At 44.7% G+C, this 25,220-nt stretch carries 21 protein-coding genes; 9 read left to right on the forward strand and 12 right to left on the reverse strand.

The features are described 5' to 3' along the window. Positions 1–373: 373 nt before the first annotated feature. The 6 genes from Q7A_RS02170 to mog all read left to right on the forward strand — a co-directional run bounded on the left by Q7A_RS02170 (position 374) and on the right by mog (position 5,479). Positions 374–2,422, forward strand: a complete 2,049-nt coding sequence (locus Q7A_RS02170) for a ribonucleoside triphosphate reductase (protein WP_014705689.1) — start codon at positions 374–376, stop codon at positions 2,420–2,422. Between the two features lie 25 nt (positions 2,423–2,447). Beyond that, positions 2,448–2,618 (forward strand): anaerobic ribonucleoside-triphosphate reductase, encoded by a 171-nt coding sequence (gene nrdD / locus Q7A_RS15605; RefSeq protein ID WP_014705690.1) that lies wholly within the window; start codon positions 2,448–2,450, stop codon positions 2,616–2,618. A 21-nt stretch (positions 2,619–2,639) separates the two neighbouring features. Then, entirely contained in the window at positions 2,640–3,320 is a 681-nt protein-coding gene (locus Q7A_RS02180; protein WP_014705691.1) for an anaerobic ribonucleoside-triphosphate reductase activating protein, read from the forward strand. A 149-nt stretch (positions 3,321–3,469) separates the two neighbouring features. Then, positions 3,470–4,357, forward strand: a complete 888-nt coding sequence (gene pdxS, locus Q7A_RS02185; RefSeq protein ID WP_014705692.1) for a pyridoxal 5'-phosphate synthase lyase subunit PdxS — start codon at positions 3,470–3,472, stop codon at positions 4,355–4,357. Further along, the gene (gene pdxT, locus Q7A_RS02190) at positions 4,358–4,924 is read left to right on the forward strand and encodes a pyridoxal 5'-phosphate synthase glutaminase subunit PdxT (RefSeq protein ID WP_014705693.1); all 567 of its coding nucleotides are present in this window, start codon (positions 4,358–4,360) and stop codon (positions 4,922–4,924) included. A gap of 18 nt (positions 4,925–4,942) precedes the next feature. Continuing rightward, complete coding sequence (mog, locus tag Q7A_RS02195) at positions 4,943–5,479, forward strand: molybdopterin adenylyltransferase (RefSeq protein ID WP_014705694.1); 537 nt, start codon at positions 4,943–4,945, stop codon at positions 5,477–5,479. A gap of 21 nt (positions 5,480–5,500) precedes the next feature. Here mog and ubiT read toward each other — a convergent pair whose 3' ends face one another. Then, on the reverse strand, positions 5,501–6,124 hold the full coding sequence (gene ubiT, locus Q7A_RS02200; RefSeq protein WP_084227432.1) for a ubiquinone anaerobic biosynthesis accessory factor UbiT: 624 nt from the start codon (positions 6,122–6,124) through the stop codon (positions 5,501–5,503). 50 nt (positions 6,125–6,174) lie between these two features. Here ubiT and ubiU point away from each other — a divergent pair, with 50 nt between their 5' ends. Together ubiU and Q7A_RS02210 are read left to right on the forward strand one after the other, a co-directional pair. Then, the gene (ubiU, locus tag Q7A_RS02205; RefSeq protein WP_014705696.1) at positions 6,175–7,170 is read left to right on the forward strand and encodes a ubiquinone anaerobic biosynthesis protein UbiU; all 996 of its coding nucleotides are present in this window, start codon (positions 6,175–6,177) and stop codon (positions 7,168–7,170) included. A 37-nt stretch (positions 7,171–7,207) separates the two neighbouring features. After that, positions 7,208–8,113: a U32 family peptidase gene (locus Q7A_RS02210; protein ID WP_014705697.1), complete on the forward strand. Its 906-nt coding sequence runs from the start codon at positions 7,208–7,210 to the stop codon at positions 8,111–8,113. A gap of 117 nt (positions 8,114–8,230) precedes the next feature. Here the strand turns inward: Q7A_RS02210 and Q7A_RS02215 are convergent, their stop codons facing one another. Next, complete coding sequence (locus tag Q7A_RS02215; RefSeq protein WP_048480972.1) at positions 8,231–8,644, reverse strand: c-type cytochrome; 414 nt, start codon at positions 8,642–8,644, stop codon at positions 8,231–8,233. Positions 8,645–9,229: 585 nt separating this feature from the next. On the opposite strand from Q7A_RS02215, the gene Q7A_RS02225 reads away from it, so the two are divergent. Next, positions 9,230–9,961, forward strand: a complete 732-nt coding sequence (locus tag Q7A_RS02225; RefSeq protein WP_014705701.1) for a hypothetical protein — start codon at positions 9,230–9,232, stop codon at positions 9,959–9,961. 5 nt (positions 9,962–9,966) lie between these two features. On the opposite strand, the gene Q7A_RS02230 is transcribed toward Q7A_RS02225, so the two are convergent. The 10 genes from Q7A_RS02230 to Q7A_RS02275 all read right to left on the reverse strand — a co-directional run bounded on the left by Q7A_RS02230 (position 9,967) and on the right by Q7A_RS02275 (position 25,204). After that, complete coding sequence (locus Q7A_RS02230) at positions 9,967–10,410, reverse strand: copper resistance protein CopD (protein ID WP_014705702.1); 444 nt, start codon at positions 10,408–10,410, stop codon at positions 9,967–9,969. A 31-nt stretch (positions 10,411–10,441) separates the two neighbouring features. Then, positions 10,442–13,093 carry a nitrate/nitrite transporter gene (locus tag Q7A_RS15610; RefSeq protein ID WP_014705703.1) on the reverse strand — a complete coding sequence of 884 codons (2,652 nt, stop codon included), beginning with the start codon at positions 13,091–13,093 and terminating at the stop codon, positions 10,442–10,444. A gap of 18 nt (positions 13,094–13,111) precedes the next feature. Further along, positions 13,112–13,870, reverse strand: a complete 759-nt coding sequence (locus Q7A_RS02240) for a peptidylprolyl isomerase (protein WP_014705704.1) — start codon at positions 13,868–13,870, stop codon at positions 13,112–13,114. Positions 13,871–13,887: 17 nt separating this feature from the next. After that, positions 13,888–14,577, reverse strand: a complete 690-nt coding sequence (gene narI, locus Q7A_RS02245) for a respiratory nitrate reductase subunit gamma (protein WP_014705705.1) — start codon at positions 14,575–14,577, stop codon at positions 13,888–13,890. Positions 14,578–14,612: 35 nt separating this feature from the next. Next, positions 14,613–15,311: a nitrate reductase molybdenum cofactor assembly chaperone gene (narJ, locus tag Q7A_RS02250; RefSeq protein WP_014705706.1), complete on the reverse strand. Its 699-nt coding sequence runs from the start codon at positions 15,309–15,311 to the stop codon at positions 14,613–14,615. Positions 15,312–15,313: 2 nt separating this feature from the next. Continuing rightward, the gene (gene narH / locus Q7A_RS02255; protein ID WP_014705707.1) at positions 15,314–16,852 is read right to left on the reverse strand and encodes a nitrate reductase subunit beta; all 1,539 of its coding nucleotides are present in this window, start codon (positions 16,850–16,852) and stop codon (positions 15,314–15,316) included. Beyond that, a complete protein-coding gene (locus Q7A_RS02260) occupies positions 16,849–20,592 on the reverse strand; it encodes a nitrate reductase subunit alpha (protein WP_014705708.1) in 3,744 nt (1,247 codons plus the stop codon). Before Q7A_RS02260 ends, narH begins: the two co-directional genes overlap by 4 nt. Positions 20,593–20,946: 354 nt before the next feature. Beyond that, on the reverse strand, positions 20,947–22,995 hold the full coding sequence (locus Q7A_RS02265; RefSeq protein ID WP_014705709.1) for a nitric oxide reductase activation protein NorD: 2,049 nt from the start codon (positions 22,993–22,995) through the stop codon (positions 20,947–20,949). Positions 22,996–23,027: 32 nt separating this feature from the next. Continuing rightward, on the reverse strand, positions 23,028–23,846 hold the full coding sequence (locus Q7A_RS02270; RefSeq protein WP_014705710.1) for a CbbQ/NirQ/NorQ/GpvN family protein: 819 nt from the start codon (positions 23,844–23,846) through the stop codon (positions 23,028–23,030). Beyond that, positions 23,843–25,204, reverse strand: a complete 1,362-nt coding sequence (locus tag Q7A_RS02275; RefSeq protein WP_014705711.1) for a cbb3-type cytochrome c oxidase subunit I — start codon at positions 25,202–25,204, stop codon at positions 23,843–23,845. The genes Q7A_RS02270 and Q7A_RS02275 overlap by 4 nt, the downstream gene beginning before the upstream one ends. Between the last annotated feature and the right edge of the window lie 16 nt (positions 25,205–25,220).

The raw sequence follows: 25,220 nt of genomic DNA on the forward strand, positions 1-25,220 counted from the left end.
CCCAGTAAAAAACCTCGATAGCACTGAGAGCAACCCTTGGAATGGTTTGTAGACCGACCAATATGAACAATAATTGACATTTTTTTGCTCTTGCTCAGAGTCTGATGTTTCTTTTATATGGTGTACTCGAACTGACCTAAGTACATCATCCAGCTTAAGTTTTGCCAAAACTTGATCCAGATCAATTACACAACATGTTGTGCTTTTATTTTTAATAAACACAATATATTGTGTTTTATGTCTTTTTGATTAACCGAGTGTGCTGCGTTAAATAAAGACTAAAGAGGTAGAAATGAGATGACATCTTGTCGCTGTTCGGTGCTGAGTTGCTGACGTTTCTCAACAGAGAAAATGAATTAGGAAGGGGATAAAAATGTACACAGACATAGCCACTGCCACAGACGAGTTATCGGTAGGCAAACTGCCTGACATGGTGATCAAGCGTGACGGCAGACAGGCCCGGTTTGATGCTGAAAAAATCCTTTCGGCGATTCATCATGCAGGAATGGCCACTGAAGAATTTTCTATAGAAGAAGCGCGCCAGTTAACTCTGCAGGTATTAAAAGTGCTGCATCATCGTTACGCAGAAAGCTTGCCCGAGATAGAGCAAATTCAGGACGTGGTTGAACAGGTTTTGATTTCTTCTGATTATTTCCGTACCGCACGTGCTTATATTGTTTACCGAGAACAGCACGGTAAATTACGGCATGATCAAACCACGATAATCAACGTCGAAACCTCAATGAATGAATACCTGCAGCAACTCGACTGGCGGGTCAATGCCAATGCCAACCAGGGTTATTCTCTGGGCGGTTTGATTTTGAACACTGCAGGCAAAGTTACTGCTAACTACTGGCTCAATCATGTTTATCCTGCGGAGGCAGGTTTAGCACACCGTGAAGGCGATCTTCATATTCATGATCTTGATATGTTGGCGGGTTATTGCGCCGGCTGGTCTTTGCGTAACTTGTTAACGGAAGGCTTCAATGGGGTGCCTGGCAAGGTTGAAGCCGGACCGCCTAAGCGTTTTTCCAGTGCCTTGGGCCAAATGGTTAACTTTCTTGGAGCACTGCAGAATGAATGGGCCGGAGCTCAGGCGTTCAGCTCATTTGATACTTATCTGGCGCCTTATGTTCGCAATGAAAATTTAACCTATGATGTGGTGCGTCAAGGGATACAAGAATTTATCTATAACCTTAACGTACCTTCACGTTGGGGAACGCAAACACCTTTTACTAACCTGACTTTTGACTGGGTGTGTCCCGAAGATCTGCGGGAGCAGATTCCGGTAATTGCTGGTAAAGAAATGCCATTTTTTTATGGTGATCTGCAGACAGAAATGGACATGATTAATCAGGCTTATATTGAGGTCATGATTGCCGGTGATGAAAAAGGACGTGTTTTCACCTTCCCTATTCCTACATATAACATTACAAAAGACTTTCCCTGGGAAAGTGATAACGCTGAACGGTTATTTGATATGACCGCCAAATACGGCTTACCTTATTTTCAGAATTTTATTAATTCCGATATGGAACCGGGCCAGGTTCGCTCAATGTGTTGCCGACTGCAACTGGATCTAAGAGAGTTGTTAAAACGAGGTAATGGTTTATTCGGTTCTGCTGAACAAACAGGGTCTATTGGTGTGGTTACAATCAATTGTGCTCGGCTTGGCTACCTTTACAAAAATGATGAACCAGCCTTAATTAAGAGCCTTGACCGGCTGATGGAGCTGGCCAAGAACAGTCTGGAAGTCAAACGCAAGATGATTCAGCGCTATATGGATGGTGGCCTATATCCTTATACCAAACGTTATCTGGGAACCTTGAGAAATCATTTTTCCACTATTGGAGTGAACGGAATTAACGAGATGATCCGTAACTTCAGTGATGATGCCCATGATGTCAGCGATGAGTGGGGCCAGCAATTTGCATTAAGACTACTCACGCATGTTCGAGAAAAATTGATTGTTTTTCAGGATGAAACCGGGCATATGTATAACCTTGAAGCCACTCCTGCCGAGGGTACGACCTATCGTTTTGCCAAAGAAGATCGCAAGCGTTTTGCAGATATTATTCAAGCCGGTACTGAAGCTGCACCTTATTACACCAACTCATCACAGCTGCCAGTGGGGCTGACAGATGATCCCTTTGAAGCTTTATCGCTGCAGGATGAGCTGCAGACACAATATACAGGCGGTACGGTTCTTCACCTTTATATGAATGAACGGATCTCGGATTCACTCGCCTGTAGCACATTGGTCCGACGTGTGCTGGAACGTTTCCGACTTCCTTATATCACGATTACGCCGACATTCTCCATTTGTCCCAAGCATGGTTATCTTGCTGGGGAACACGAGTTTTGTCCGCATTGTGATCAGGAACTACTCGCGGAAAAACACAACGAACAAGTTGTGGCTTAATCATTTATCAACAAGGAGTAATGACATGACAACTAACAATCTTATGACAATAGAGCTGCGTGAAGAAGAACGTCAACGCTGTGAAATCTGGACCCGGGTAATGGGATATCATCGTCCGTTGACGTCATTCAACCCAGGCAAACAAAGCGAGCATGCAGAACGTCGGCATTTCATTGAATCTTCGGCCAATAGCTGATTGTAAAGGAGACGCCATTTAATGGGACTAAAGATTGGTGGGCTGACTTCGTTTACGACCATCGATTTTCCAGGCCATTTGGCTGCAGTCGTTTTTTTTCAAGGCTGTGCTTGGCGTTGTCCCTATTGCCATAATCCGCACCTGCTTGAGGTTGATAAGCAAGGTGATGATTGGGAGAAGTTGCGAGCATTTTTGCAACCAAGACGGGGGTTTCTTGACGGGGTTGTTCTGAGCGGTGGTGAACCGCTACTGCAAACCGGATTAGCAGATGCCATTAACGGCATCAAAGCTATGGGGTTTAAAGTGGCACTTCATACCGCCGGAGCCAACCCTCAAAGGCTTGAAAAATACCTGTCAATGCTTGACTGGGTTGGCCTGGATATCAAAACGACCTTTACAGAGTATTCCCAAATTACCGGAATAAAAGGAAGTGGTGAACAAGTTCAGCAAAGTCTAAAGTCGATTCTGGCCAGTGGTATTGCCTATGAAGTGCGAACTACGGTTGATCCGAATTTCTTTACCCACAAAACAGTTATTGAGTTGGCTGAGAGCCTGGCAGCAGAAGGTGTTACGCACTATGCTTTGCAGGAATGCAGACCAGTTGCAGGCTATCAGATGCAAAAAGCATCTTTATTTCATGACGGTTCACTGGCAGCACAACTTGAAAAGATGTTTTCCCATTTTACGTTACGCTATGGCTAATATTGAATGATGTAATTATCTGATTTTTATATTAAAATGTTTCGCTGTAGTTTTTTCAGTAACGACGTGATCAGCACAGAAATTATTAGAAAAGAAGCTTATTTTTGTTCCGGCCGGTGACGGTACGGTTATTTTTCGGAGGTTTGACAGTGGCACAAAAGACCACATCTTTTTCAGTAAAAACAGGATTGGCCGAAATGCTTAGAGGTGGCGTGATTATGGATGTCACCAATCCACAACAGGCAAAGATTGCCGAAGATGCCGGAGCTGTTGCGGTCATGGCTCTGGAAAGAATCCCTTCTGACATCAGAAAGGATGGTGGCATTGCGCGGATGAGTGATCCGGAGATGATTCGGGAAATTCAGGAAACTGTCACCATTCCAGTGATGGCAAAATGTCGGATTGGTCATTTTGTTGAAGCCCAGATATTACAGGCGCTGGAAATTGATTTTATTGATGAAAGTGAAGTACTGACACCCGCAGATGAAACCAATCATATTTGGAAGCATGAATTTAATGTACCTTTTGTGTGTGGTTGTCGGAACCTGGGTGAAGCGTTACGGCGTATCGGTGAAGGGGCTGCTATGATCCGTACCAAAGGTGAAGCTGGCAGTGGCAACATTGTCGAAGCCGTTCGTCATATGCGTCAGATTCAAAACGACATGAAAAACCTCATGGGGTTACGAACCGAGGAATTAATGGCACAAGCTAAAATATTGGGCGCACCTTTCGATTTGGTTCGTCTGGTAGCTGAAACTGGGAAATTACCCGTACCTAACTTTGCCGCAGGTGGAGTTGCTACTCCTGCTGATGCTGCTCTTATGATGCAATTAGGGGCCGAGACAGTGTTTGTCGGATCGGGTATTTTCATGAGTGAAGACCCACAACGACGTGCCAAAGCCATTGTGGAGGCCGTAACCTATTTCGAAGATGCACAAAAGCTGGCTGAAATATCGGCTGGTTTAAAAAGTGCCATGAAAGGCCTTGATATTGCAGAAATACCAGCTGAGCAAAGGTTACAGGAGCGGGGTTGGTAAGTGAAAATCGGTCTGCTGGCATTACAGGGTGATTATGAAAAACATAGTCAGATTTTATCCCGCCTGGATCTGCAAACTGTTCTGGTTCGTTACCCACAACAATTGAACGATGTGGCAGGACTGGTTATTCCTGGTGGAGAGTCGACGACTATGAGCAAACTGATCAATGCGAATGGATTCTGCCAGCCGTTGGTTTCATTCGCACAGCAATTTCCGATATTGGGCACCTGTGCTGGTTTGATAATGATGGGCAGGCTGCAACAGCCTGACCCACGTATTGAGACATTAGACCTGATAGATGTTACGGTAACGCGTAATGCTTATGGACGACAATTGGCCTCTTTTGTTGATGATTTGACGGTGGAGGTGGCGGATCACCAGCAAACCGTTCCTGGTTGCTTTATCCGGGCGCCCAAGATTAATACCATTGGGTCCAATGTTGAAGTGCTGGCACGATACAACAATGACCCCGTTGCTGTTCGTCAAGATCGCCATATCGGCCTGACGTTTCATCCAGAACTAAATAATGTCACTCTATTTCATCAATTAGCTTTTCGTGGCGGCTGAAATGAATGGTAGTAAGTTATGACGATAAAAAAAGCAAAAATCGGTATTGTGACGGTCAGTGATCGGGCTAGCAAAGGTGTTTATGATGATCTTTCCGGGCAGGTCATTATGGCGACATTGGATGAATTTCTGACATCACCCTGGCAACCGGTTTATGAAGTGATTCCAGATGAAAAAGACGTGATTTGTGCAACGCTGATTAAAATGGCTGATGAATTGGGTTGTTGTCTGATCGTGACGACTGGCGGTACCGGACCTGCAAAACGTGATGTTACGCCAGAGGCGACCGAAGCCGTATGCGATCGCATGATGCCCGGATTTGGTGAATTAATGCGGGCTGAATCGTTGAAGTTTGTTGCTACTGCCATTTTATCCCGCCAGACAGCGGGGTTAAGAGGATCAAGTCTTATCGTCAACCTTCCCGGTAAACCGAAAGCAATCCGAGAATGCCTTGATGCTGTTTTTCCAGCAGTACCTTACTGTATCGATCTGATGGAAGGGCCCTACCTAGAATGTGACGAAACAGTTATTAAACCATTTCGACCCAAAAACTAGGAGTCTGTTGCTTCTAAAAAACTACTGTGGAAAAGCCTCAACAACGTCAGCCATCAAAGTTAGCGCATGATTAAAAATGGATGGTAATTCATCCATATCAACACTATCAATTAAATTCTTAATCTGTAGACCCAATTCGGTATTGCCCTCAATAGACAAGCGTCGTTGAAAAAACAGTGTGTCCGGGTCTTCACGGCGACCAGCTAACAACAGAAAATCTTTACTGTTGCCGGAAAAAGTAGTGTCAGCACGGTCGCTGCCAGAACTGAATGATAAACGATTTTGCTTTAACGTCACCTGCCAATCATAAGCCAGATCTTTTATTTGTATTCGTAACAGCGTATTTTCCAGAAAGCTTAACTCACCTTCGAGCAGCTGTTGTTTGAATATAACATTGGACACTTTTTCCACAACGATGAACTGTGCGGCTTGCGGCAACAGTCTAAACGGTATCCGCCAGGGCAGGTATTGAATGCCAGGCAATAAAGCCAATTTTTCCGGTATGGATGAAACAAGTTTTGTTGGCATCGAAACCATAGTCAGTTGTTCCTGAAGAGCCTGATATGTAAATGAAATGACTATGATGATGGTTTTACGAGGTAAATAACCATGACCTAGATCAATAGATGGGCAACTAGCCATCATTTACGCATTAGAAACTTATATTATGTTGTTACAAAAATATGGAGGAAAAAATGGAGCTGGTCTGTCCTGCGGGGAATATCTCAATGTTAAAAGCCGCAGCCGAGCATGGTGCTGACGCAATCTATATCGGTTTCAAAGATGACACTAATGCCAGGCATTTTGCCGGCTTGAATTTTCAAGATGGTGCCGCACAGAAAGCCGTTAACTATGCACATGATCACGGTAGCCAGGTCTATGTCGCTATTAATACCTATCCACAACCGACCGGTTGGTCGAGATGGCAAAAAGCAGTTGATGTCGCAGCAGATATAGGTGTTGATGCTTTAATTGTTGCTGATATTGGTGTGCTGGCCTATGCGGCAGAAAAATATCCGCATCTGGCGTTGCATTTGTCGGTACAGGGTTCAGCTACCAACGCTGAGGCATTACGATTTTATCAGCAACAGTTTGCTATTCGCCGTGCCGTCATACCGCGTGTATTGTCGATGGCGCAGGTAAAACGATTGGCCGAAGACAGTCCTGTTAAGCTTGAAGTATTCGGTTTTGGCAGCTTATGCGTCATGGTGGAAGGGCGTTGTTTATTATCGTCTTATGCAACCGGTGAATCCCCAAATACTTGCGGTGCCTGCAGTCCGGCGAAAGCTGTGCGCTGGGTGGAAACGCCGGCAGGCACAGAGAGCCGATTAAATGAGGTATTGATTGACCGTTTTGCAGTGGGTGAAAAAGCCGGCTATCCGGTGGTCTGTAAAGGACGGTTTAATGTTGACGGCCATACCTATCATGCCTTGGAAGAGCCCACCAGTTTAAATACGTTGGCATTATTGCCTGAGCTGTTGGCAGCAGGGGTCAGTGCCATAAAAATAGAAGGTCGTCAGCGCAGTACCGCATACATTACCAAGGTGGTCAAAGTCTGGCGGGAAGCGATAGATAGTTGTCAGTCAAACCCGCAGTCGTATGCGGCAAAAGCACAGTGGATGCAGGCGCTTGCTGATGTATCTGAAGGTACACAAACCACTCTGGGCGCTTACAACCGCCCCTGGCAATAAATAAAGTCAGGTCAAGCACAAGACTTTTGGAGTTTTCATGCGTTTATCATTAGGAGCAATTCAGTATCTGTGGCCTCGGCAAACAGTGGAGGATTTTTATCAATTACAGCTGAAGAGTCCAGTTGATATTATTTATCTGGGTGAAACTGTGTGTGCCAAAAGAAGGTTTCTGAAAACAGCAGAATGGATTGAACTGGCGAAGCAACTGGCACAATCAGGAAAGCAAATCGTGCTGTCTACACTGACTTTGATTGAAGCCAGATCCGATATGGCAAGCGTCAAACGTTTATGTAACAACGGTGACTTATTGGTAGAAGCGAATGACATTGGTGCTGTGCAATTAATGGCCGAGCAGACGCTTCCTTTTGTCGGCGGGCCCAGTTTAAATATCTACAATGCCCATACACTTAAACAGTTATATAAGCAGGGTTTAATCCGCTGGGTCATGCCGGTTGAACTGGATGCGGAAACACTGAAAGCGATATTGGCTGATGCGGAATCCTTGGGTCTGGGTGGAAAGATTGAAACTGAAGTTTTCTCATTTGGTCGCATGCCGCTGGCTTATTCAGCCCGTTGTTTTACCGCCCGTTATCGTCAGCTGCCCAAGGATGACTGTCAACTTGTGTGTCAGGATTATGCTGAAGGCTTGCCAATGGATAGTCAGGAAGGTCAAGCGTTTTTCACCATTAACGGTATTCAGACACAATCAGGCCGCATTCAGCATTTATTGCCGCATTGGCAACAAATGCAACAGATTGGTGTAGACATTATGCGGCTTAGTCCTCAGCCCCACGATATGAATGAGATAGTTCAGCGCTATGCCCAGGTCCTAAATGGTGAATCAAAGAATACGGAGGTTGAATCCTGGCTGAACGCTCCTGCATGTGACGGTTATTGGAGTGGTCAATCCGGGATGGACTATATTGCAGTTGTTGCTGAATAAAGAACCTAAGCTCCGGGGTGTTTATTCTGATGAATAACAGGATGTGGTTGATTAGGTTTTTTCTTGCGCCTTGGTCCGTGGTCGCAAGAAATCAGCCGAAGTATTTATAGCTTACCCTCAGTTCCCTTCACGTAGCTGTGTGACTTCATCAACAGTGACTAATTCACCTTGATTGCCCCAGGCATTCATTACATAGGTCATGATATGGGCGATCTCATTATCTTTGAGACTGGTGAAAGCAGGCATGACACTATTGTACTTTTCGCCATTAACGATGATTTCTCCTTGTAAACCATTGAGGATAACGCCAATAGCGCGTTGTTTGTCTGCCATCAGATAATCGGAGCCTGCGAGCGGTGGGAAAACACCTTTCATTCCTTGGCCATTAGCTTGATGACACGCAAGACAGTTACTTTCATAGAGCTTTTTGCCTTCAATAAAACTTTCTGAATTTTCGATGGCGAAACTTTGTGAAGAGATACAGAACGATATGGATGTTATCGTCAGGCTCAAGAAGGGTTTGATTTTCATTTCTTACTCCGCTATTCGAGATAAATAGTTTCACTGTTAAAACCTAAAAGCACGTTTGTGGCATTAAGCTTGAAGACTATAATATAGCGGGTTAACAAGTATGCTTGATCTGGATCAATAGTCGGTAATATAGCAAACACAACTCTCTTTTATTTTCAATAGTTCATCCCGTATTTTGTATACTGAAGCAGCGTAATGTAGCTATCTAAAGACATAAGTCATTATACGGTGCTGGATGATTCTCCCTTTTTACCAAATCAGACGCTCTTCAGTGTCTTTTGTTGATCACTGTTATGTCGGGCATTGGCGTTTCAGCCTGTGTGATGATGCACTGCCAGACATTAATCCGGAGTATGATGACAAAAATCCTTGCTGACAAAATGATTAGCTTAAAACGGCCTGCCAGCAGGTTTTTTGTGTCGTTATCTACGTCAAAATATGAAAAGTTACGGATCAGCATGGCATAGACTGTTATCCTGATTTGGTTTTTTCTTTTCAATATAGGCCAGACCAATACTGAGTCGTCCACGAACAGATAAACAGACCTGAGCCAGTTTCCACTTTGAATGAGGAAATACTATTACTATGAGACCAAAAAGTTTATTAAAGTTGGAGTGGGATGCCATTGCGGGGATTATTGCCGCTATCGTTGCTATAGTCTTACATTTTCTACACATCGCTCAAGCTGACTTGTTATTGCCAATTTTGCTTGCTCTTATTGGGCTTTTGTTTATTAATTTCCTGCGACATTCAAAAAACAATGAAATAACGGCGGAAACAATAGAAAAGATCCATAAGCAGATTGATTTGGTGCAGAATTCGCTCAAAGAATCAGATATAGAACTCATCGGCCCACGTAAATTACGTTCAGAAAATGACCGTTTTCTAAAAGAAATCAGCGGAGATGTTGTTTTTTATAATATTTGTCTCAAAATGTATTCTGCTGAAGCAATGTTTAATGGGTTGCTGCGACCTGTTTTCGATAATCCTGGTGTTAGCTCCGTCTGTTTCATACTTGATGTTGGACAACAAGCCAACTGGGAAAGAACCATTACCTCGAGACTCTCAGGACATCCACGGCGTGGCATTTTACGCGAACCAAAATGGTGCTCTTTAGCGGCGAGTTTATCTTTTATTATGGCGGAACAATCTGAAAGTAAATGTGTGGAAGCGTTATTGAGCTTTTGGGGTGAGCCGTTTATGACGAATCAAACAGGAATTGATACTCCACGTTATATTTTTCGGCTCAAGAAGCATAATGAACTACTGCCACATCTTGAATCATTGATACAAAATCAACGCTTGCAAAGCAATTAATTTGTTTAATAGAGCCATCCAGTTCGAAATGAGACCCCGACAACTACAAAAAGTATAGAGAGAGTTGTCACGGCGACAATATGCCATGCCATCACTACAAGATTATTTTCAGAAAGGGCAGGAATCACCCGTAATCGTGCATGTGCCGCAATACTAATCGTTAGCAGCAAAAGAATGAGCTTTGCCATTATGGGGTGTGTTAATGGATTGGTATAATCAAACCACTGAAAGACATCCGGAATCATGTGATATACAAGCCATAGCCCTGTTATGACTTGTATAAGCAGTGCTGGCATACCAATTTTTTCATAAACTGACTCAAATTCCAGTAGCCTTGTCGGTGAGCGGTCGCGGAGTACTTTGGGCAAAATGACCACAACAAGGACAATGTGGCCGCCAGTCCAGATGGTCGCACCAAGCACATGCAACAATAGTATTATTGCATCCATAAAATATTCAACCTTATGTTAAGAGGGATGATTAGCATTTAACACGCGCCTTTTTGCCCATGTAAAAATAGGCTGTGAGGAAGATACAGATGAGATAAAAAAGGATAAAGCCGAAAAAGGCCGCTCTGACATCTCCGGATATCGACAATGCAGTTCCGTAAGCTTTTGGAATAAAAAATCCACCATATGCAGCAATTGCCGATATAAAACCCAGAATGGCTGCAGATTCACGATTTGCTTCAATTATTGCTTGTTCTTGCTTATCCTTCCCTAAAGCTTTAGATCGTAGTGTAAGGCAGATCACAGGCACCATCCTAAATGTTGAACCATTCCCTGCTCCACTGGCCAGAAAGAGTAAAAGAAACATCGTGAAAAATCCGCCAAAATGACCCTGGGAGTTAGCGGATGGCAAAAAGGTCATAACCCCAACAACGCCAACAACCATCACAATAAATAACCAGAACGTGATGACCGCACCACTAAACTTGTCGGCTAATAGCCCCCCTAAAGGCCTTGCTAAAGCGCCAATTAATGGGCCGATAAATGCATATTTCATGGCATCTATTTCCGGGAAAAGTTTGCCACTCAATAATGGGAATCCTGCTGCAAATCCTATAAAGCTGCCAAAGGTACCGAGATACAATATACACATTGTCCAGTTATCAAGTCGTTTAAATATAATTGCTTGATCAGAAAATGATGATTTTGTGGAAGAAATATCATTCATACCAAACCATGCAACAATCGCTGCAACGGCAATAAAAGGTACCCAGATCAATGCCGCATTATGCAACCAGATGGGCTTATCAATTTGCGAGCCTTGCATCACAATTAAAGGCTCCCCACCAAGAAGACTGCTGGAGATAATAATGGGCGCAATCAATTGCATTGCGGAGACCCCTAGATTCCCTAGCCCAGCATTCAGTCCAAGTGCAGTACCTTTCTCCTTTTTAGGAAAGAAAAAACTGATATTGGCCATGCTGGAAGAAAAATTGCCACCGCCAAAACCACACAACAATGCCAGTATCATCATCGTTATGTAGGGAGTATCAGGATTCTGCAGTGCAAGGCTTAACCAGATACAGGGTATCAAAAGGCTTGCCGTCGACAAAGCTGTCCAGCGCCGCCCACCAAATACAGGTACCATAAAGCCATAAAATAAACGTAAGGTTGCACCTGACAGTGCTGGTAAAGCGGCCAGCCAAAACAACTGGTTGGCACTGTAAGCAAAACCTAAGTCTGGCATTTTAACGACCAGAATGCTCCAAATGGTCCAGACTGCAAAAGCAAGAAACAGGCAGGGAATTGAGATCCATAAGTTGCGCCTAGCAATGCTTTTACCCGTTTGTTGCCAAAATCTTTGATCTTCTGGTCGCCAATCTTCTAATATAAAAACAGACGGTGTAGAGAGTTCGGGCAGATCAGAAACGCTTTGTCCTAAACTCCATTCAATGCGCTCTGCACGACGGATGGTGAAATGCATCCATAGCATTGAGGTGCCCGCCATGAAACACAGCAAAATAAAACTGATTTGCCATACTCCGACAACATCACTAATGAGCCCAAAAGTTAAGGGTAATAAAAAGCCTCCCAGCCCACCGATCATGGCGATCGTACCAACAACAATACCAATATGATTGGGGAAATAATCTGGAATGTGTTTAAACACGGCCACATTCCCCAGAGAAAGAAAACACCCCAAAACACAAATTAATACTATGAAGCTTACAATATTGATTGAAAAAGCAAATTGATAGCTGGCTGTCACGCCATGAACTACGTAGGTTGTCGGTGGGTAGCTGAGTAAAAAAGTACTCACCATAACCATGCCAAAGCTAAGGTACATTGACCGTCTGGCGCCGATCCTGCTGACTAATTTCATAGCGGGCAGTCGCATTAACGATGTCACTACAATAAATATTGCTGTCACTGCTCCCGCTTGGATTAATCCTAAACGATAGACTTCGATGAGGTAAACTGGCAACCATAAAACCAGTGCAATCAAGCCACCGAAAAGCAAAAAGTAGTAAAATGCAAATCGCCAAACCGCTGGTTCGGTAATGGGTGTGAGTCGTGAAAGTAATTGTTTACGTAACTCGCTACGGACCGGTTCTGGGTGAGCCAAAAGCTGGAAGCCAATCGCAACAACAACCAATGTTAAGGCAGTAAGTTGAATCATTTGCTGCCAGCTCAGATACTGAAGCAGCAGGGCGGTGCCAAAAGATGTCATCGCCATGCCCATCGTAGCAGAACCTAAAATAACTAATGCTTTGGCCTGATCTGACTGGCTAAACCAAGACGATGTGTATCCGGCTCCAACAACAAAACTTCCTCCCAGCAGACCAAAACCGGCAGATGACAAGAGCATCATGCCGTAACTTTCACTTAGACTGAATAACCACAAAAAAGCCGCAGGAATAAGCATCAGTAAAGTGAAAACCCGTCTGCCACCAAGATAATCTGACAGCACACCAAAAACCAGTCTGCAGAGCGCGCCAGTTAGAACAGGCATGGCCATCAAAAGTGCAAGCTGCGTGTTTAAAAAACCCATCTCGTCACGAATTTTGATGCCAACGACAGATAAAACCGTCCAGGCAGCAAAACAAAACATCAGCGAGATACTGACTAACCACAGGGTACGTTTTTGGGCGAATTCTGTTGGTGGGAAAGATTTACTGATCATGATTCAGCAATCTGTCATCTATTGCATTAAGGGAGAGCCGGAAACGTCAATTTCAATACCCTCTATCTCGGCCTCAGATAATAGGTACTCTATATATTGTGCATACGCTTTATGTTGTACTCGATTATCGAGATACTCAGAAATTTGCTTGACAACATGCTCATAAGGTAGCAACTCACCATCAATATGCTGATCAACCCAAACCACATGAAAACCGAAACGAGTTTCGACTGGACGAGGTATTAGCCCTAATGGTGCAGCAAATACTTGCCGTTCAAACTCGCTTACGGTTTGTCCACGACTCAACTGCCCCAGCTGACCATCGTGTTTCGCTGAATCACAATGAGAATACTGTTTTGCCAGATCACCAAAACTTTCGGGATGAAGCGTTATTTTATTTATCAATGATTCAGAAAGATTTAATGCTTCTTCCCTTGCTTGGGGATCTTCGGGGTGTGCAGCAATTAAAATATGCCGAGCAGCTATCAATGGCGAAGTACAGAATTTATCAGGGTTGGCCTGGTAATATTGATAGCATTCATCTTGGCTTGCCTGTGGCACTTCAACTTCTATATCAATCAATTCATCTATATAGTCTGTGCCTTGATAGTCCTCTGTACTGATCCCACATGCTATGGCCTGCTGACGCATCACTTCAGCAATAACCAAGCATTGAGCCGCTTTGTGAAATGCAGCATCATGAGACGCTGCCGGATGGTACTGCATTTCAGCTAAGACGGCTGAATCTGAAATCTCAACATTGTTGACTTTTATCATCCCCATTTATCCCTTGACTAATTGCCGCCACGCGTTCTGACTACTTGATAGTTTCTGAATAAGTACTTTACTGGCACGCTTATCATGTGAACGAGACGGCTAAAAGGAAAGATTGCAAAAATAATAAGACCTAATGTCACATGCATTTTGAAAATCCAATGGGCTTCTGAAATTATCGGAGCCGCTGTTTGGGGGTTCAAAATCAGAATATTCTGGGCCCATCCCATTAATCTAAGCATCTCGCTGCCATCAAGATGGCCCACTGAAACAAAAATACTCCCCAGTCCAAGCAAAAGCTGACCGAGAAGTAAAAACAGAATGAGAATATCCATGTTAGTACTCGATGCTCTAACAGCTGGGTGCGTCAGTCTTCGATGCATTAAAATTAATAAACCATAAAGACATAGCAAGCCAAATATGCCACCAGCCACAATCGCAACAATCTGCTTGACTCCGGGAGAGATTCCCAATGCATGCCAAACCACATTTGGTGTCAGTAGACCAACAAAGTGACCAATAAATATACCTATGATGCCGATATGAAAAGGGATGCTGCCGCGTCGGAGCTGTTTCTTCTCAAGTAACTGGCTAGAACTTGCCTTCCAGGTATATTGCTCGCGCTCATATCGTATTAACGAGCCCAGAAGCAAAATAGCTAATGCAATATACGGAAAAACACCAAATAACAAGAAATTTAGGTATGCCATATCTCACCCTCTCATATTTGCTTATATGTTAAGTGTCACGGTGCCTTATTAAAATCCATCCAGGTAACAGGCACCTCACTGACAACTTTATTATCGGTTGTTTGTGAGTTACAACCATTCTCCATGTCTGGGCCAAAGGTTACGGCCTCTTCTTCCCACTCTTTATCGAGTGCTTCGGCAGTGTCATCACGCTTTTCAGTTGCCAGTTGCTGACGAATTACGTCAAGGTCTACCTCAGTGTCAGCTAATTCCAGTAATAATGAAAACAATACAGCATAGTCGCTTTCACGTTGTTGCAATCGGCACATCAATAGCGCCAAAATGTGCTCCACTTGTCTTAACCACTCACGCGCATTCTCATCACCTTGCGTGACCAGAAACTCAAGAAATAAAGGAATATAATCCGGCAGCTCATGCTGATTAATATCCAGACCTGCTTCACGATAATTCGACAACAGGTCAACCATAGCCTGACCCCGATCACGGCTTTCGCCGTGCACATGTTCAAAAAGCCAAAGCCCAAGACTCCTGCCCCGTTCAAACAATTCGTCGTATTGCGCTTGCCAGTTCATTAATTCCATTGCCAAATGCTTTTTGATAAAACGTCGCAATTGGCTTTTAGCTGTCGGGCTCAGGTTGCTGTTGTCAATCAGTTCATGAAAGAGTACTTCTTCCTGTGACAGACTCGTGGTTGGATAGTCCAGTAAGCGAGAAAATACAAATAAGACGTCCATAATTATTTACTGATTGTGATGGGAATGACTTTGACTTTCCGTTGTGTCGTCTTGGTCTGTCCAAACAAATTAGCCTCACTGTTGCCATCACTACAGCCATTACCAAAACTGAAACCACAACTACTTTTCATGTCATAGGCATTTTCAGCATAGGCAGCATGGCTCGTGGGAATAACAAAACGATCTTCATAATTAGCAATAGCCATATACCGATACATCTCTTCAATTTGTTCAGCCGTTATTCCTACTTGCTCAGGTATGGAATGGTTTTCGACACCATCCACTTGCTGTTCACGTTTGTAGGCCCTCATGGCAATCATACGTTTTAATGCACGAATAACCGGTTTTTCATCTCCGGCAGTCAGCAGGTTGGCAAGGTATCGTACAGGTATCCTTAGTGACTCAAGCTCTGGAATCACTCCATTCATCGATACATGGCCAGCTTCCGCAGCAGATTGGATTGGAGATAATGGCGGTATATACCAAACCATAGGCAACGTCCGGTATTCCGGATGAAGAGGTAAAGCGACCTGCCAATCAATCGCCATTTTATATACGGGTGACTGGCGAGCAGCTTCGAGCCAACTGTCAGGAATATTTTCTTTTTGAGCAGCAGCAATCACTTCTGGATCACTGGGATCTAAAAAGATATCAAGCTGTGCCGGATAAAGGTCCTGTTCATCTGCGACAGCTGCCGCTTCTTCTATACGATCGGCGTCATAAAGCAGAACACCAAGATAGCGGATACGCCCAACACATGTTTCAGAACAAACGGTAGGTTGACCTGCCTCGATACGTGGATAACAAAAAATACATTTTTCAGATTTGCCACTTTTCCAGTTGTAATAAATTTTCTTGTAGGGACAACCTGATACACACATGCGCCAGCCACGGCATTTATCCTGATCAATAAGAACTATGCCATCTTCTTCTCTTTTATAAATTGCACCCGAAGGACAGCTTGCTACACAGGTTGGATTAAGACAGTGTTCACAAAGACGAGGCAAATACATCATGAACGTCTGTTCAAACTGCCCGTATATATCTTTTTGAATTTGATCAAAGTTTTTATCGCGTTTACGTTTTTCAAACTCTGTGCCGAGTATTTCCTCCCAATTCGGGCCCCAGTTAATTTTTTCCATACGTTTACCACTGATAAGTGATCGTGGTCTGGCTATCGGTTGATGTTTGCTGTCTTTTGCCGTATGTAAATGTTGATAATCAAAATCAAAGGGTTCGTAGTAGTCATTAATTTCAGGTAGATCAGGATTGGCAAAAATATTAGCTAGGATCCGTAATTTACCCCCTTGTTTTGGGACTAACTTGCCATTTTTTTTGCGTGTCCAGCCGCCGTTGTATTTTTCCTGATTTTCCCACTCTTTGGGATAGCCAATGCCGGGTTTGGTTTCCACATTATTGAACCACGCATATTCCATACCCTCACGGCTGGTCCAGACGTTTTTGCAGGTCACGGAACAGGTATGGCAGCCAATACATTTATCGAGGTTAAGCACCATGCCGATTTGTGCACGTACTTTCATAATCTCTCCTCCTGCTCATCGTCAAGCCAATCGACTTTGTTCATTTTTCTAACAATGACAAACTCATCACGGTTAGAGCCAACAGTACCGTAGTAATTGAAACCATAAGAGAACTGCGCATAGCCACCAATCATATGCGTTGGTTTCATCACGATACGAGTCACAGAGTTATGGATTCCACCACGACCCCCCGTTATTTCTGAGCCCGGAATATTTACTATTCTCTCCTGTGCGTGATACATCATGCTCATACCTTGAGGAACACGTTGAGAAACAACAGCACGGCATGTGAGTGCGCCATTCACATTGAAAACTTCAATCCAATCGTTGTCTTCAATACCTGCATTTTTTGCATCAATTTCACTCATCCACACGATTGGGCCACCCCGACTCAATGTCAGCATTAACAAGTTATCTGAATAGGTTGAGTGAATGCCCCATTTCTGATGCGGGGTTATCCAATTCAGCACAATTTCCTTATGACCATTGGGATTGATGTTAAGAATCGGAGTTGTCGTTTTGAGGTTCATCGGTGGCTTGTACAAAACGAATTGTTCACCAAAATCACGCATCCATGGATGATCCTGATAAAATTGCTGTCGACCAGTCAAAGTACGCCAGGGGATTAGTTCATGTACATTGGTATAGCCAGCATTGTAGGAAACATGTTCATCTTCAAGTCCAGACCAGGTAGGCGAACTGATGATCTTACGAGGCTGCGCCTGAATATCCCGAAACCGGATCTTTTCCTCTGCTTTGTTTTTGGCAAGGTGGGTGTGATCAATTCCGGTGAACTCAGATAATGCTGCCCAAGCTTTTACTGCCACCTGGCCGTTGGTTTCGGGAGCCAGGCCTAAAATGATTTCGGTAGCATCGATTGCACTCTCGATTCTTGGCCGCCCTTTGTTGATTCCTGGTGCCTGGTGAACATAATTGAGCTTACCGAGAAAGTTAACTTCATCTTTGGTGTCCCAACTGATGCCTTTGCCGCCATTACCCAACTTTTCAAGCAGTGGTCCAAGTGAAACAAAACGCTGGTAGGTGTTTGGATAATCGCGTTCAACAACAACCATACTCGGTGCCGTTACTCCGGGTATTAGTTCACATTCATTCTTCCACCACATCTTGACACCGTCGGCCTGTGCAATTTCAGCAGGTGTATCATGTTGCAGCGGCTGAGTAACCAAATCTTTCTCAACGCCTAAATGTCCAACACACGCTGCTGAAAAAGCCTTCGCAATGCCTTTAAAAATATCCCAGTCACTTTTTGATTGCCATACCGGATCCACGGCTTTAGATAATGGGTGTATAAAGGGATGCATATCTGAGGTATTGAGGTCATCTTTTTCGTACCAGGTTGCTGTTGGCAGCACAATATCAGAATACAAACATGTCGTAGACATACGAAAATCAAGTGTTACCAACAGATCAACTTTTCCCTCAACAGCTTCATCCTGCCAATGAACATCTACTGGTTTAGCTTGACCAGATTCACCGAGATCTTTGCCCTGTAGACCATGGCGCGTACCCAGCAGGTGTCGCAACATGTATTCATGACCTTTACCCGAAGACCCCAACAGGTTGGATCGCCAAATAAATAAATTCCGAGGAAAGTTCTCAGGACTGTCTGGTTCAAGACAAGCAAAATTGAGCTTGCCTGTACGCAATTGGTCAACCACATAATCCTGGGGATCTCTTCCTGCTGCTTCCGCCTCACGGGTAAGTTTCAGGGGGTTGCGACCTAATTGAGGTGCCGATGGTAACCACCCCATTCTCTCGGCACGGGTATTGAAATCAATTATCGACCCTTGCCAGCGGGACTCATCTGCCAAAGGCGACAACATTTCATTGATAGACAGTTTTTCATAACGCCACTGATTCGAGTGAGTATAAAAGAATGAAGTGCCGTTCATATGGCGTGGTGGACGGCTCCAATCAAGCCCAAATGCGAGAGGTAGCCAGCCTGTTTGTGGTCGTAGCTTTTCCTGCCCAACATAATGTGCCCAACCTCCGCCAGATTGACCAACACACCCGCATAAAATAAGCATATTGATAAGGCCACGATAGTTCATATCCATGTTGAACCAATGGTTCAAACCCGCACCAACAATAATCATGCTTCGACCGTTGGTTTTGGCAGCAGTCTCTGCAAATTCACGCGCAATTTGAACCACACGATCGGCAGGAACTCCCGTAATCTGTTGCTGCCAGGCTGGCGTGTACGGAATATTATCCTCATAGCTGCGAGCCGTATTCTGATCATTGAGCTCATTGTCGACACCATAATGTGCCAGCATCAGATCAAATACCGTAGCAACCTGGAGAGTGCTGCCATCCTTTAACGTGATATTTTTAACCGGTACTTTTCGCTGTTGGAGCTCTTTATGATCGGTATGCTGAAAATAACCGAGATCGTGTACCTTTGATCCGAAATATGGAAACAGCACTTCGGCGACATCATCAGCTGATTCTTTCTGGCTCAATAATAGCTGACATGGCTTACTATCAGCGCCAAAATTTTGCTGCAGGTTCCATTTTCCTTTCTCCCCCCAGCGATAACCGATACTGCCATTTGGTGATACCAGCTGAGCCGTTTGTTCATCAATACCTACCATTTTCCATTGCGGATTATTCTCCTCGCCTAAGTTATCTATCAGATCGCTGGCGCGTAAGAATGATCCTTGAACGAAGCTTCCCGAGTCGTGAGGTTCCAGCTTTACTAATAAAGGTAAGTCGGTATAACGACGCGCATAATCGATAAAGTAATCGACCTGTTTATCTACATAAAACTCTTTAAGAATGACATGGCCAAAAGCCATCGCCAGGGCCGCATCAGTACCTTGTTTTGGAGATAGCCAAATATCGGATAACTTCGCACATTCTGAGTAATCTGAAGCAATAGCAACTGTTTTCGTGCCTTTGTAACGGACCTCAGTGAAAAAATGTGCGTCAGGAGTACGCGTTTGCGGAACATTAGAACCCCAGGCGATTAGGTAAGCTGAATTGAACCAGTCAGCTGACTCGGGTACATCGGTCTGTTCACCCCAAGTCTGAGGTGATGAGGGTGGTAAATCGCAATACCAATCATAAAAGCTAAGACAGTTCGCGCCAATTAGAGAAAGATAACGTGATCCTGCAGCGTAACTGACCATACTCATCGCTGGAATAGGTGAAAACCCCGAAATTCGATCTGGACCGAAAGTTTTTGCGGTGTAAACATTGCTCGCAGCAATAATTTCGTTGACTTCATCCCAATCAGCTCGAACAAAGCCACCCATACCTCGGCGAGTTTTGTAGCTGTTCGTTTTTGTACTGTCCTCTACGATAGATTGCCAGGCATCGACTGGATCGGCATGAATCTGCTTGGCTTCTCTCCATAAAGACAAGAGTGTCTGCCGTACTTTTGGGTATTTGAGCCGATTGGCACTGTATATGTACCAGGAGAAGCTTGCGCCACGAGGGCATCCTCGCGGTTCATGATTAGGTAGATCTGGGCGGGTACGAGGGTAGTCCGTTTGCTGGGTTTCCCATGTTATCAAGCCATCTTTAACATAAATTTTCCAACTGCATGATCCAGTACAGTTCACTCCATGGGTTGATCTGACAATCTTGTCATGTTGCCAACGCTGCCTGTAACCTTTTTCCCATTCACGGTTCTCATCAGTTGTAACACCATGATCCGCTGAAAAAGTTTCTGACCGCTGTTTAAAAAAACGAAGTTTATCTAGCAAGTGACTCATGTCTTGGTCTCCTACAGTTTTTAGCGTTTGATGTAACGGTAACACACAAATTAGAGTAACTTCATAACAAAAAGTGAAACGCATATAACGAACACTGCTAAGGCATGGTTTCTGGCAACAAAACGTAAAAACTGTAATGCTGTCACTTATTCAGGGCTGGTTTAACTTTCTTCTCGGGCGCTGTTGTGAACTAAAAAACGCCATTCTGCCAAGTCTACGAGGAGGTCAGAAGGCTGAGTAGAATGCGGAAGCTTTGTTCGTCGCTTGGTTAAAATGTCTGCGAAAATGCCGGAAAGCCAGGTTTCCGACATAAATTTTGTGTAAACACGTTTGATGAAACAACACCAAGGTCACTTAAGCACTCACCAGTCGCCTCATCCAATCTAACAAGGCTGTCGATAATAATTCGGGTTTGGTCAAGAGCGCATATCCACCAGACCCAAAAATACGAGGAAGGTAGTTCGCCGCCTGACGATCGATGGTCAAACAGAAGCAATGAATGCCTTGCAACTTTGATTCAGTGACTGATTGACGCATATCCTCTACACCATAACGACCTTCATAATCGTCTTTGTCACTAGGTTTACCATCGGAAATCAATAATAGCAGTCTGTGAGCTGCAGGCTGATGCATAAGGCCTGATGTCGCATGACGTATGGCGGCTCCAGTACGAGTATAGTGCTGTGGCTCTAAGGCACTAATTTTAAGGGCAATATCATTGTTATAGCGCTCATCAAAGTCTTTGATTTGTCGAATAGTAACTGCATTGGGGCCTTCACCGGAAAAGGCCTGAACGGAATATGGTTCGCCCAGGCCCTCAAGAGCAACGCAAACCAGAAGAAGCGCTTCTCTTTCTACATCAATTACTCGTCGGTTCGCTGAAACCCAACTGTCGGTGGAGCCACTGATGTCAATAAGGAGAGTGATAGCCATGTTACGATCAGTATAACGTCGTGTTTGGTACAAAGCCTCGGCCAAATATTTACCGGCACGAAAATCCGCATAACTGTCTGTGTAAGCATTAAGATCAATATCATCCCCGTCAAGCTGTTTACGACGCGTTACTCGGCGTGCCTGTAGCATTTCGAAGCGTTTGCGTATTGACTGAAGCATGGATTCATGGGCGGCCAGGGTATTGTCGACCCAGTTTTGTGAGCCCTCCTGAGAAGAAAGTACTCGAATAGTCGCTCCTGGTTCACGGTAAATTTGCTCGCGATAGTCCCATTCTGGATAGCTGAAACCTTTACCTTCAACTATTGCCGCTTTAAGTTCCTTTCGTGCACGAGCATCTGGAGGATCGTCTGATAGAAGCACTTCCTTTGGCCGACCTGGTGTAGAAACCAGGCGTGCATTAGCGAGCTCGGAAACCATTTCACCAAATTCATCGGCGCTGGTGTCCCGATCTCGATCTGTTGGTCGTTGAAGTCCAAAGGGATCTTCTGCATGTGGATGTGACTCATCGGCCTGAACCATCCAGATCCCCGATTCTGGGTTCTCGTTTTGTTCCTCTTTTGTGGCTTCGCGTTCATCGGGGCGGCGGGAAAGCCTTGCTGATCTCGGCGTACTGTTTAGATCTTCGCCATTATCTTGTTCCATTGCTGTCGGAATAACGTCATGTTGTGGGGAGGGAGGCCGGAGTTCACCTGTCCACCAATCCTTCACTAATGGAGAGGGACCAAGATAACGTTCATCAACACCGGTTGGCAATAGTTGAAAAGTTCGTATAACTTCCGAGACATTGTTCAAAGAACCATCTGGTGTGATGGTAAGAGGAATATCCTTATCTGGATGACCACATTGCGTTTTTAAAAGTCTACGCAGGAATAGTTCGAGCGGTTTCCGCGCATCAGAAAACGTTGCTAAAGCGGGTCTTTTTTTAAGAGCTTTCCCGCGTAACTTGTTTACTGTTTCCGTGATGCCGGGTAATAGCGTTACCAATTCCTCGTCGGCGGCATAGGCCTCAAGCAAAAGATAGACATCATTTTGCAAAGCGCTCCTCTCAATATTTGCATATGCTGCTCCACCCCGATGAGCTCTAATCGCCTGTTGAAGGACCATAGCACGATAAATTTCTGTAGCTTGGGTTGAATCTGCGATTTCTAAGTCCGGTGGTAACCAGATAGATGAGCCATTAGTTGCGGGTATTGGATCTTGTCGACGGGGCTCTCGGTCATATCGAAATAGCATCGCGAGCAAGGTGGCCCGTGATGGCCGTTGCGCTGAACGTAAATTATAACTGCTGCCGAATATCGCTGTTATCAACAGATCCAGACGTGCTGCAACATCGCACAGAGTAACCGCTTGTCTTTGCTCTGGTGGTGTTCTATGTTTGCGCCAAAACTTTTGTACAAATATCGTCGCATGGCGAGCAGCATCAGAGATGAGTTCTTCAGCTTCTGCCATTGAGCTCCTCACTCATTATCAACGAGTCAGCTTTATACAAAAGTGGCGTCAACCAGATCACGCATGGCACCGACCAGTGATTCATCATCAGACAAAGGTGAAATTAAACCGGCGTAGCAGGCTTCACGAATTGGAATGCCTTTTTCGACTAACAAAGCAGTAGCTATCAGCAACCGAGTGCTGGGTACTTCTGCAAGCCCACGGTCTTTAAGGGCACGAATTCTGTGCGCCAGTGATACCAGGGCATGCGCCGTCGAATAATCTGCGCCACTTTCTTCGCGAATAATGGTGAGTTCATGCCTGGCAGACGGAAAGTCCAGATCCATGGCGACAAAACGCTGGCGGGTGGAAGGTTTAAGATCTTTTAGCATCCGTTGATAGCCAGGGTTGTAGGAAACCACCAGCTGAAATCCTGTCGCTGCTTTGACGGTTTCACCCGTTTTATCAATCGGAAGAATACGTCTGTGATCTGTTAATGCATGTAACACAACGATAGTATCCTGTCGGGCCTCAACGATTTCATCGAGATAGCAGATTGCACCTTCACGTACCGCCTGAGTTAGTGGCCCATCGTACCATTGTGTTCCATCGTGCCGAATCAGAAACCGGCCAATAAGATCACTGGCGGCTAAATCGTCATGACAGGGAATGGTAATCAGTGGTCGACCAAGCCGCCAGGCCATATGTTCAACCAAACGGGTTTTACCACAACCCGTCGGGCCTTTAAGCATGACGGCAAGATTTTGTGCATGACATTGCGCAAAAATGTCTACTTCATTGCCCGATGGCAAATAGAAAGGTTCAGCTTTAACTTCAGGCACAGAGCGTTTATGCAGAAATTCAGCTGTCACCGTTCTACAGTTTCTTTGTTAACCGGATCTTCTTCATGTGATGTTTCAAAATGAGGCCGGTACCTGAAAAAGTCGAATATGAATAATGCAACTCCAATAGTAAAAATTGATGCCGTTGCAATTAGCATCAGAAAATGAACCTGAATTTTAAGTTGGGCATCCAAATATCCCATGCCCATGATCCGTTCCAGATAAACCTGCCCGAGGCCTGCAGTAGCAAAAGATAAAGTCATACCAAACATACCCGCAAGCTGTAGCCAGAAAGCCCAATAGCCCAATGTGGAACCCTCTTCTGAACGATTAGTCATCTTCGGTAGAATATACGTTATCATTGCTAGCACAATCATGGCGTAGGCACCATAAAAAGCCGCATGACCATGCATCGCCGTAATTAGCGTCCCATGCGTCCATTTATTGACTGCTGGCCAAGTGTGTGCAAGACCCAACAATCCCGCACCAAAAAGCGCAAATACTGTGCTGCCAATGGTCCAGTGTAATGCTAGCGTATTGGGGTGGGCCAAACCTGAGCGGCGCATGGCTGCATATGCAAACGCGGCCATGCCAACTAGTGCTGCTGGTTCAAGAGCACTAAAAAAACCACCGATCGGAAGCCAATACTGAGGCACTCCTACCCAGTAGTAATGATGCGCAGTTCCGAGAATTCCCGCGATAAACACTAATCCGACAATGACATAAAGCCATTTTTCCATGACCTCCCGATCCGCTCCGGACAGACGAATCAGGAGATAGGCAAGAAATGACCCCATAATCATCATCCAGACGCCTTCCACCCAAAGATGAATTGTCCACCACCGATAGAAAATGGAAATCGTATAATTTTCGTAATGAAGTAATGCTGGGAAAAATAACAATGCAGAGCTACCCAACCCTAGTAATAAGACCCCTTCGGTGGTGGTAAAGCGACCAGACTTTTTAATTGTCATAGCGATGTTATAAAGAAAAATCAACATACAGATTACGATGATGATTTTGTGCGGCAAGGGTTGCTCCAATAGCTTGTTGCCTGTGCCATAACGAAAAAGATAGCCAATGATGGCGGCCACACCCATACCCGTCCAGAGAATCAGTTGTAGGTAAGCAAGCTTGACGCTATGTAGTTCAGTACGCGACTCATCGGGAACCATCCAATAGGTCCCCCCCATAAAGCCTGTTAATACCCATACAATAAGAAGGTTGGTGTGTATGACCTTGGTCACGTCGAACGGCAGAATGTAAAGCAGAGGATCCGGACCCAAATACTTGGTGGCAGATAAAAGACCGAATACCAGCTGTAATCCAAACAAGACCATAGCAACAGCAAAGTACCAATACGCAACTGATTGCGATTTATACCGCATCGTTATTCTCCTTGAG

The sequence above is a fragment of the Methylophaga nitratireducenticrescens genome, from assembly GCF_000260985.4.
Classification (GTDB): domain Bacteria; phylum Pseudomonadota; class Gammaproteobacteria; order Nitrosococcales; family Methylophagaceae; genus Methylophaga; species Methylophaga nitratireducenticrescens.

Coding starts and splice junctions, on each gene's coding strand:
- Q7A_RS02170 (WP_014705689.1), top strand. CDS start 374: ATGTACACAGACATAGCCACTGCCACAGACGAGTTATCGGTAGGCAAA.
- nrdD (WP_014705690.1), top strand. CDS start 2,448: ATGACAACTAACAATCTTATGACAATAGAGCTGCGTGAAGAAGAACGT.
- Q7A_RS02180 (WP_014705691.1), top strand. CDS start 2,640: ATGGGACTAAAGATTGGTGGGCTGACTTCGTTTACGACCATCGATTTT.
- mog (WP_014705694.1), top strand. CDS start 4,943: ATGACGATAAAAAAAGCAAAAATCGGTATTGTGACGGTCAGTGATCGG.
- ubiT (WP_084227432.1), bottom strand. CDS start 6,124: ATGATGGCTAGTTGCCCATCTATTGATCTAGGTCATGGTTATTTACCT.
- ubiU (WP_014705696.1), top strand. CDS start 6,175: ATGGAGCTGGTCTGTCCTGCGGGGAATATCTCAATGTTAAAAGCCGCA.
- Q7A_RS02210 (WP_014705697.1), top strand. CDS start 7,208: ATGCGTTTATCATTAGGAGCAATTCAGTATCTGTGGCCTCGGCAAACA.
- Q7A_RS02215 (WP_048480972.1), bottom strand. CDS start 8,644: ATGAAAATCAAACCCTTCTTGAGCCTGACGATAACATCCATATCGTTC.
- Q7A_RS02225 (WP_014705701.1), top strand. CDS start 9,230: ATGAGACCAAAAAGTTTATTAAAGTTGGAGTGGGATGCCATTGCGGGG.
- Q7A_RS02230 (WP_014705702.1), bottom strand. CDS start 10,410: ATGGATGCAATAATACTATTGTTGCATGTGCTTGGTGCGACCATCTGG.
- Q7A_RS15610 (WP_014705703.1), bottom strand. CDS start 13,093: ATGATCAGTAAATCTTTCCCACCAACAGAATTCGCCCAAAAACGTACC.
- Q7A_RS02240 (WP_014705704.1), bottom strand. CDS start 13,870: ATGATAAAAGTCAACAATGTTGAGATTTCAGATTCAGCCGTCTTAGCT.
- narI (WP_014705705.1), bottom strand. CDS start 14,577: ATGGCATACCTAAATTTCTTGTTATTTGGTGTTTTTCCGTATATTGCA.
- narJ (WP_014705706.1), bottom strand. CDS start 15,311: ATGGACGTCTTATTTGTATTTTCTCGCTTACTGGACTATCCAACCACG.
- narH (WP_014705707.1), bottom strand. CDS start 16,852: ATGAAAGTACGTGCACAAATCGGCATGGTGCTTAACCTCGATAAATGT.
- Q7A_RS02260 (WP_014705708.1), bottom strand. CDS start 20,592: ATGAGTCACTTGCTAGATAAACTTCGTTTTTTTAAACAGCGGTCAGAA.
- Q7A_RS02265 (WP_014705709.1), bottom strand. CDS start 22,995: ATGGCAGAAGCTGAAGAACTCATCTCTGATGCTGCTCGCCATGCGACG.
- Q7A_RS02275 (WP_014705711.1), bottom strand. CDS start 25,204: ATGCGGTATAAATCGCAATCAGTTGCGTATTGGTACTTTGCTGTTGCT.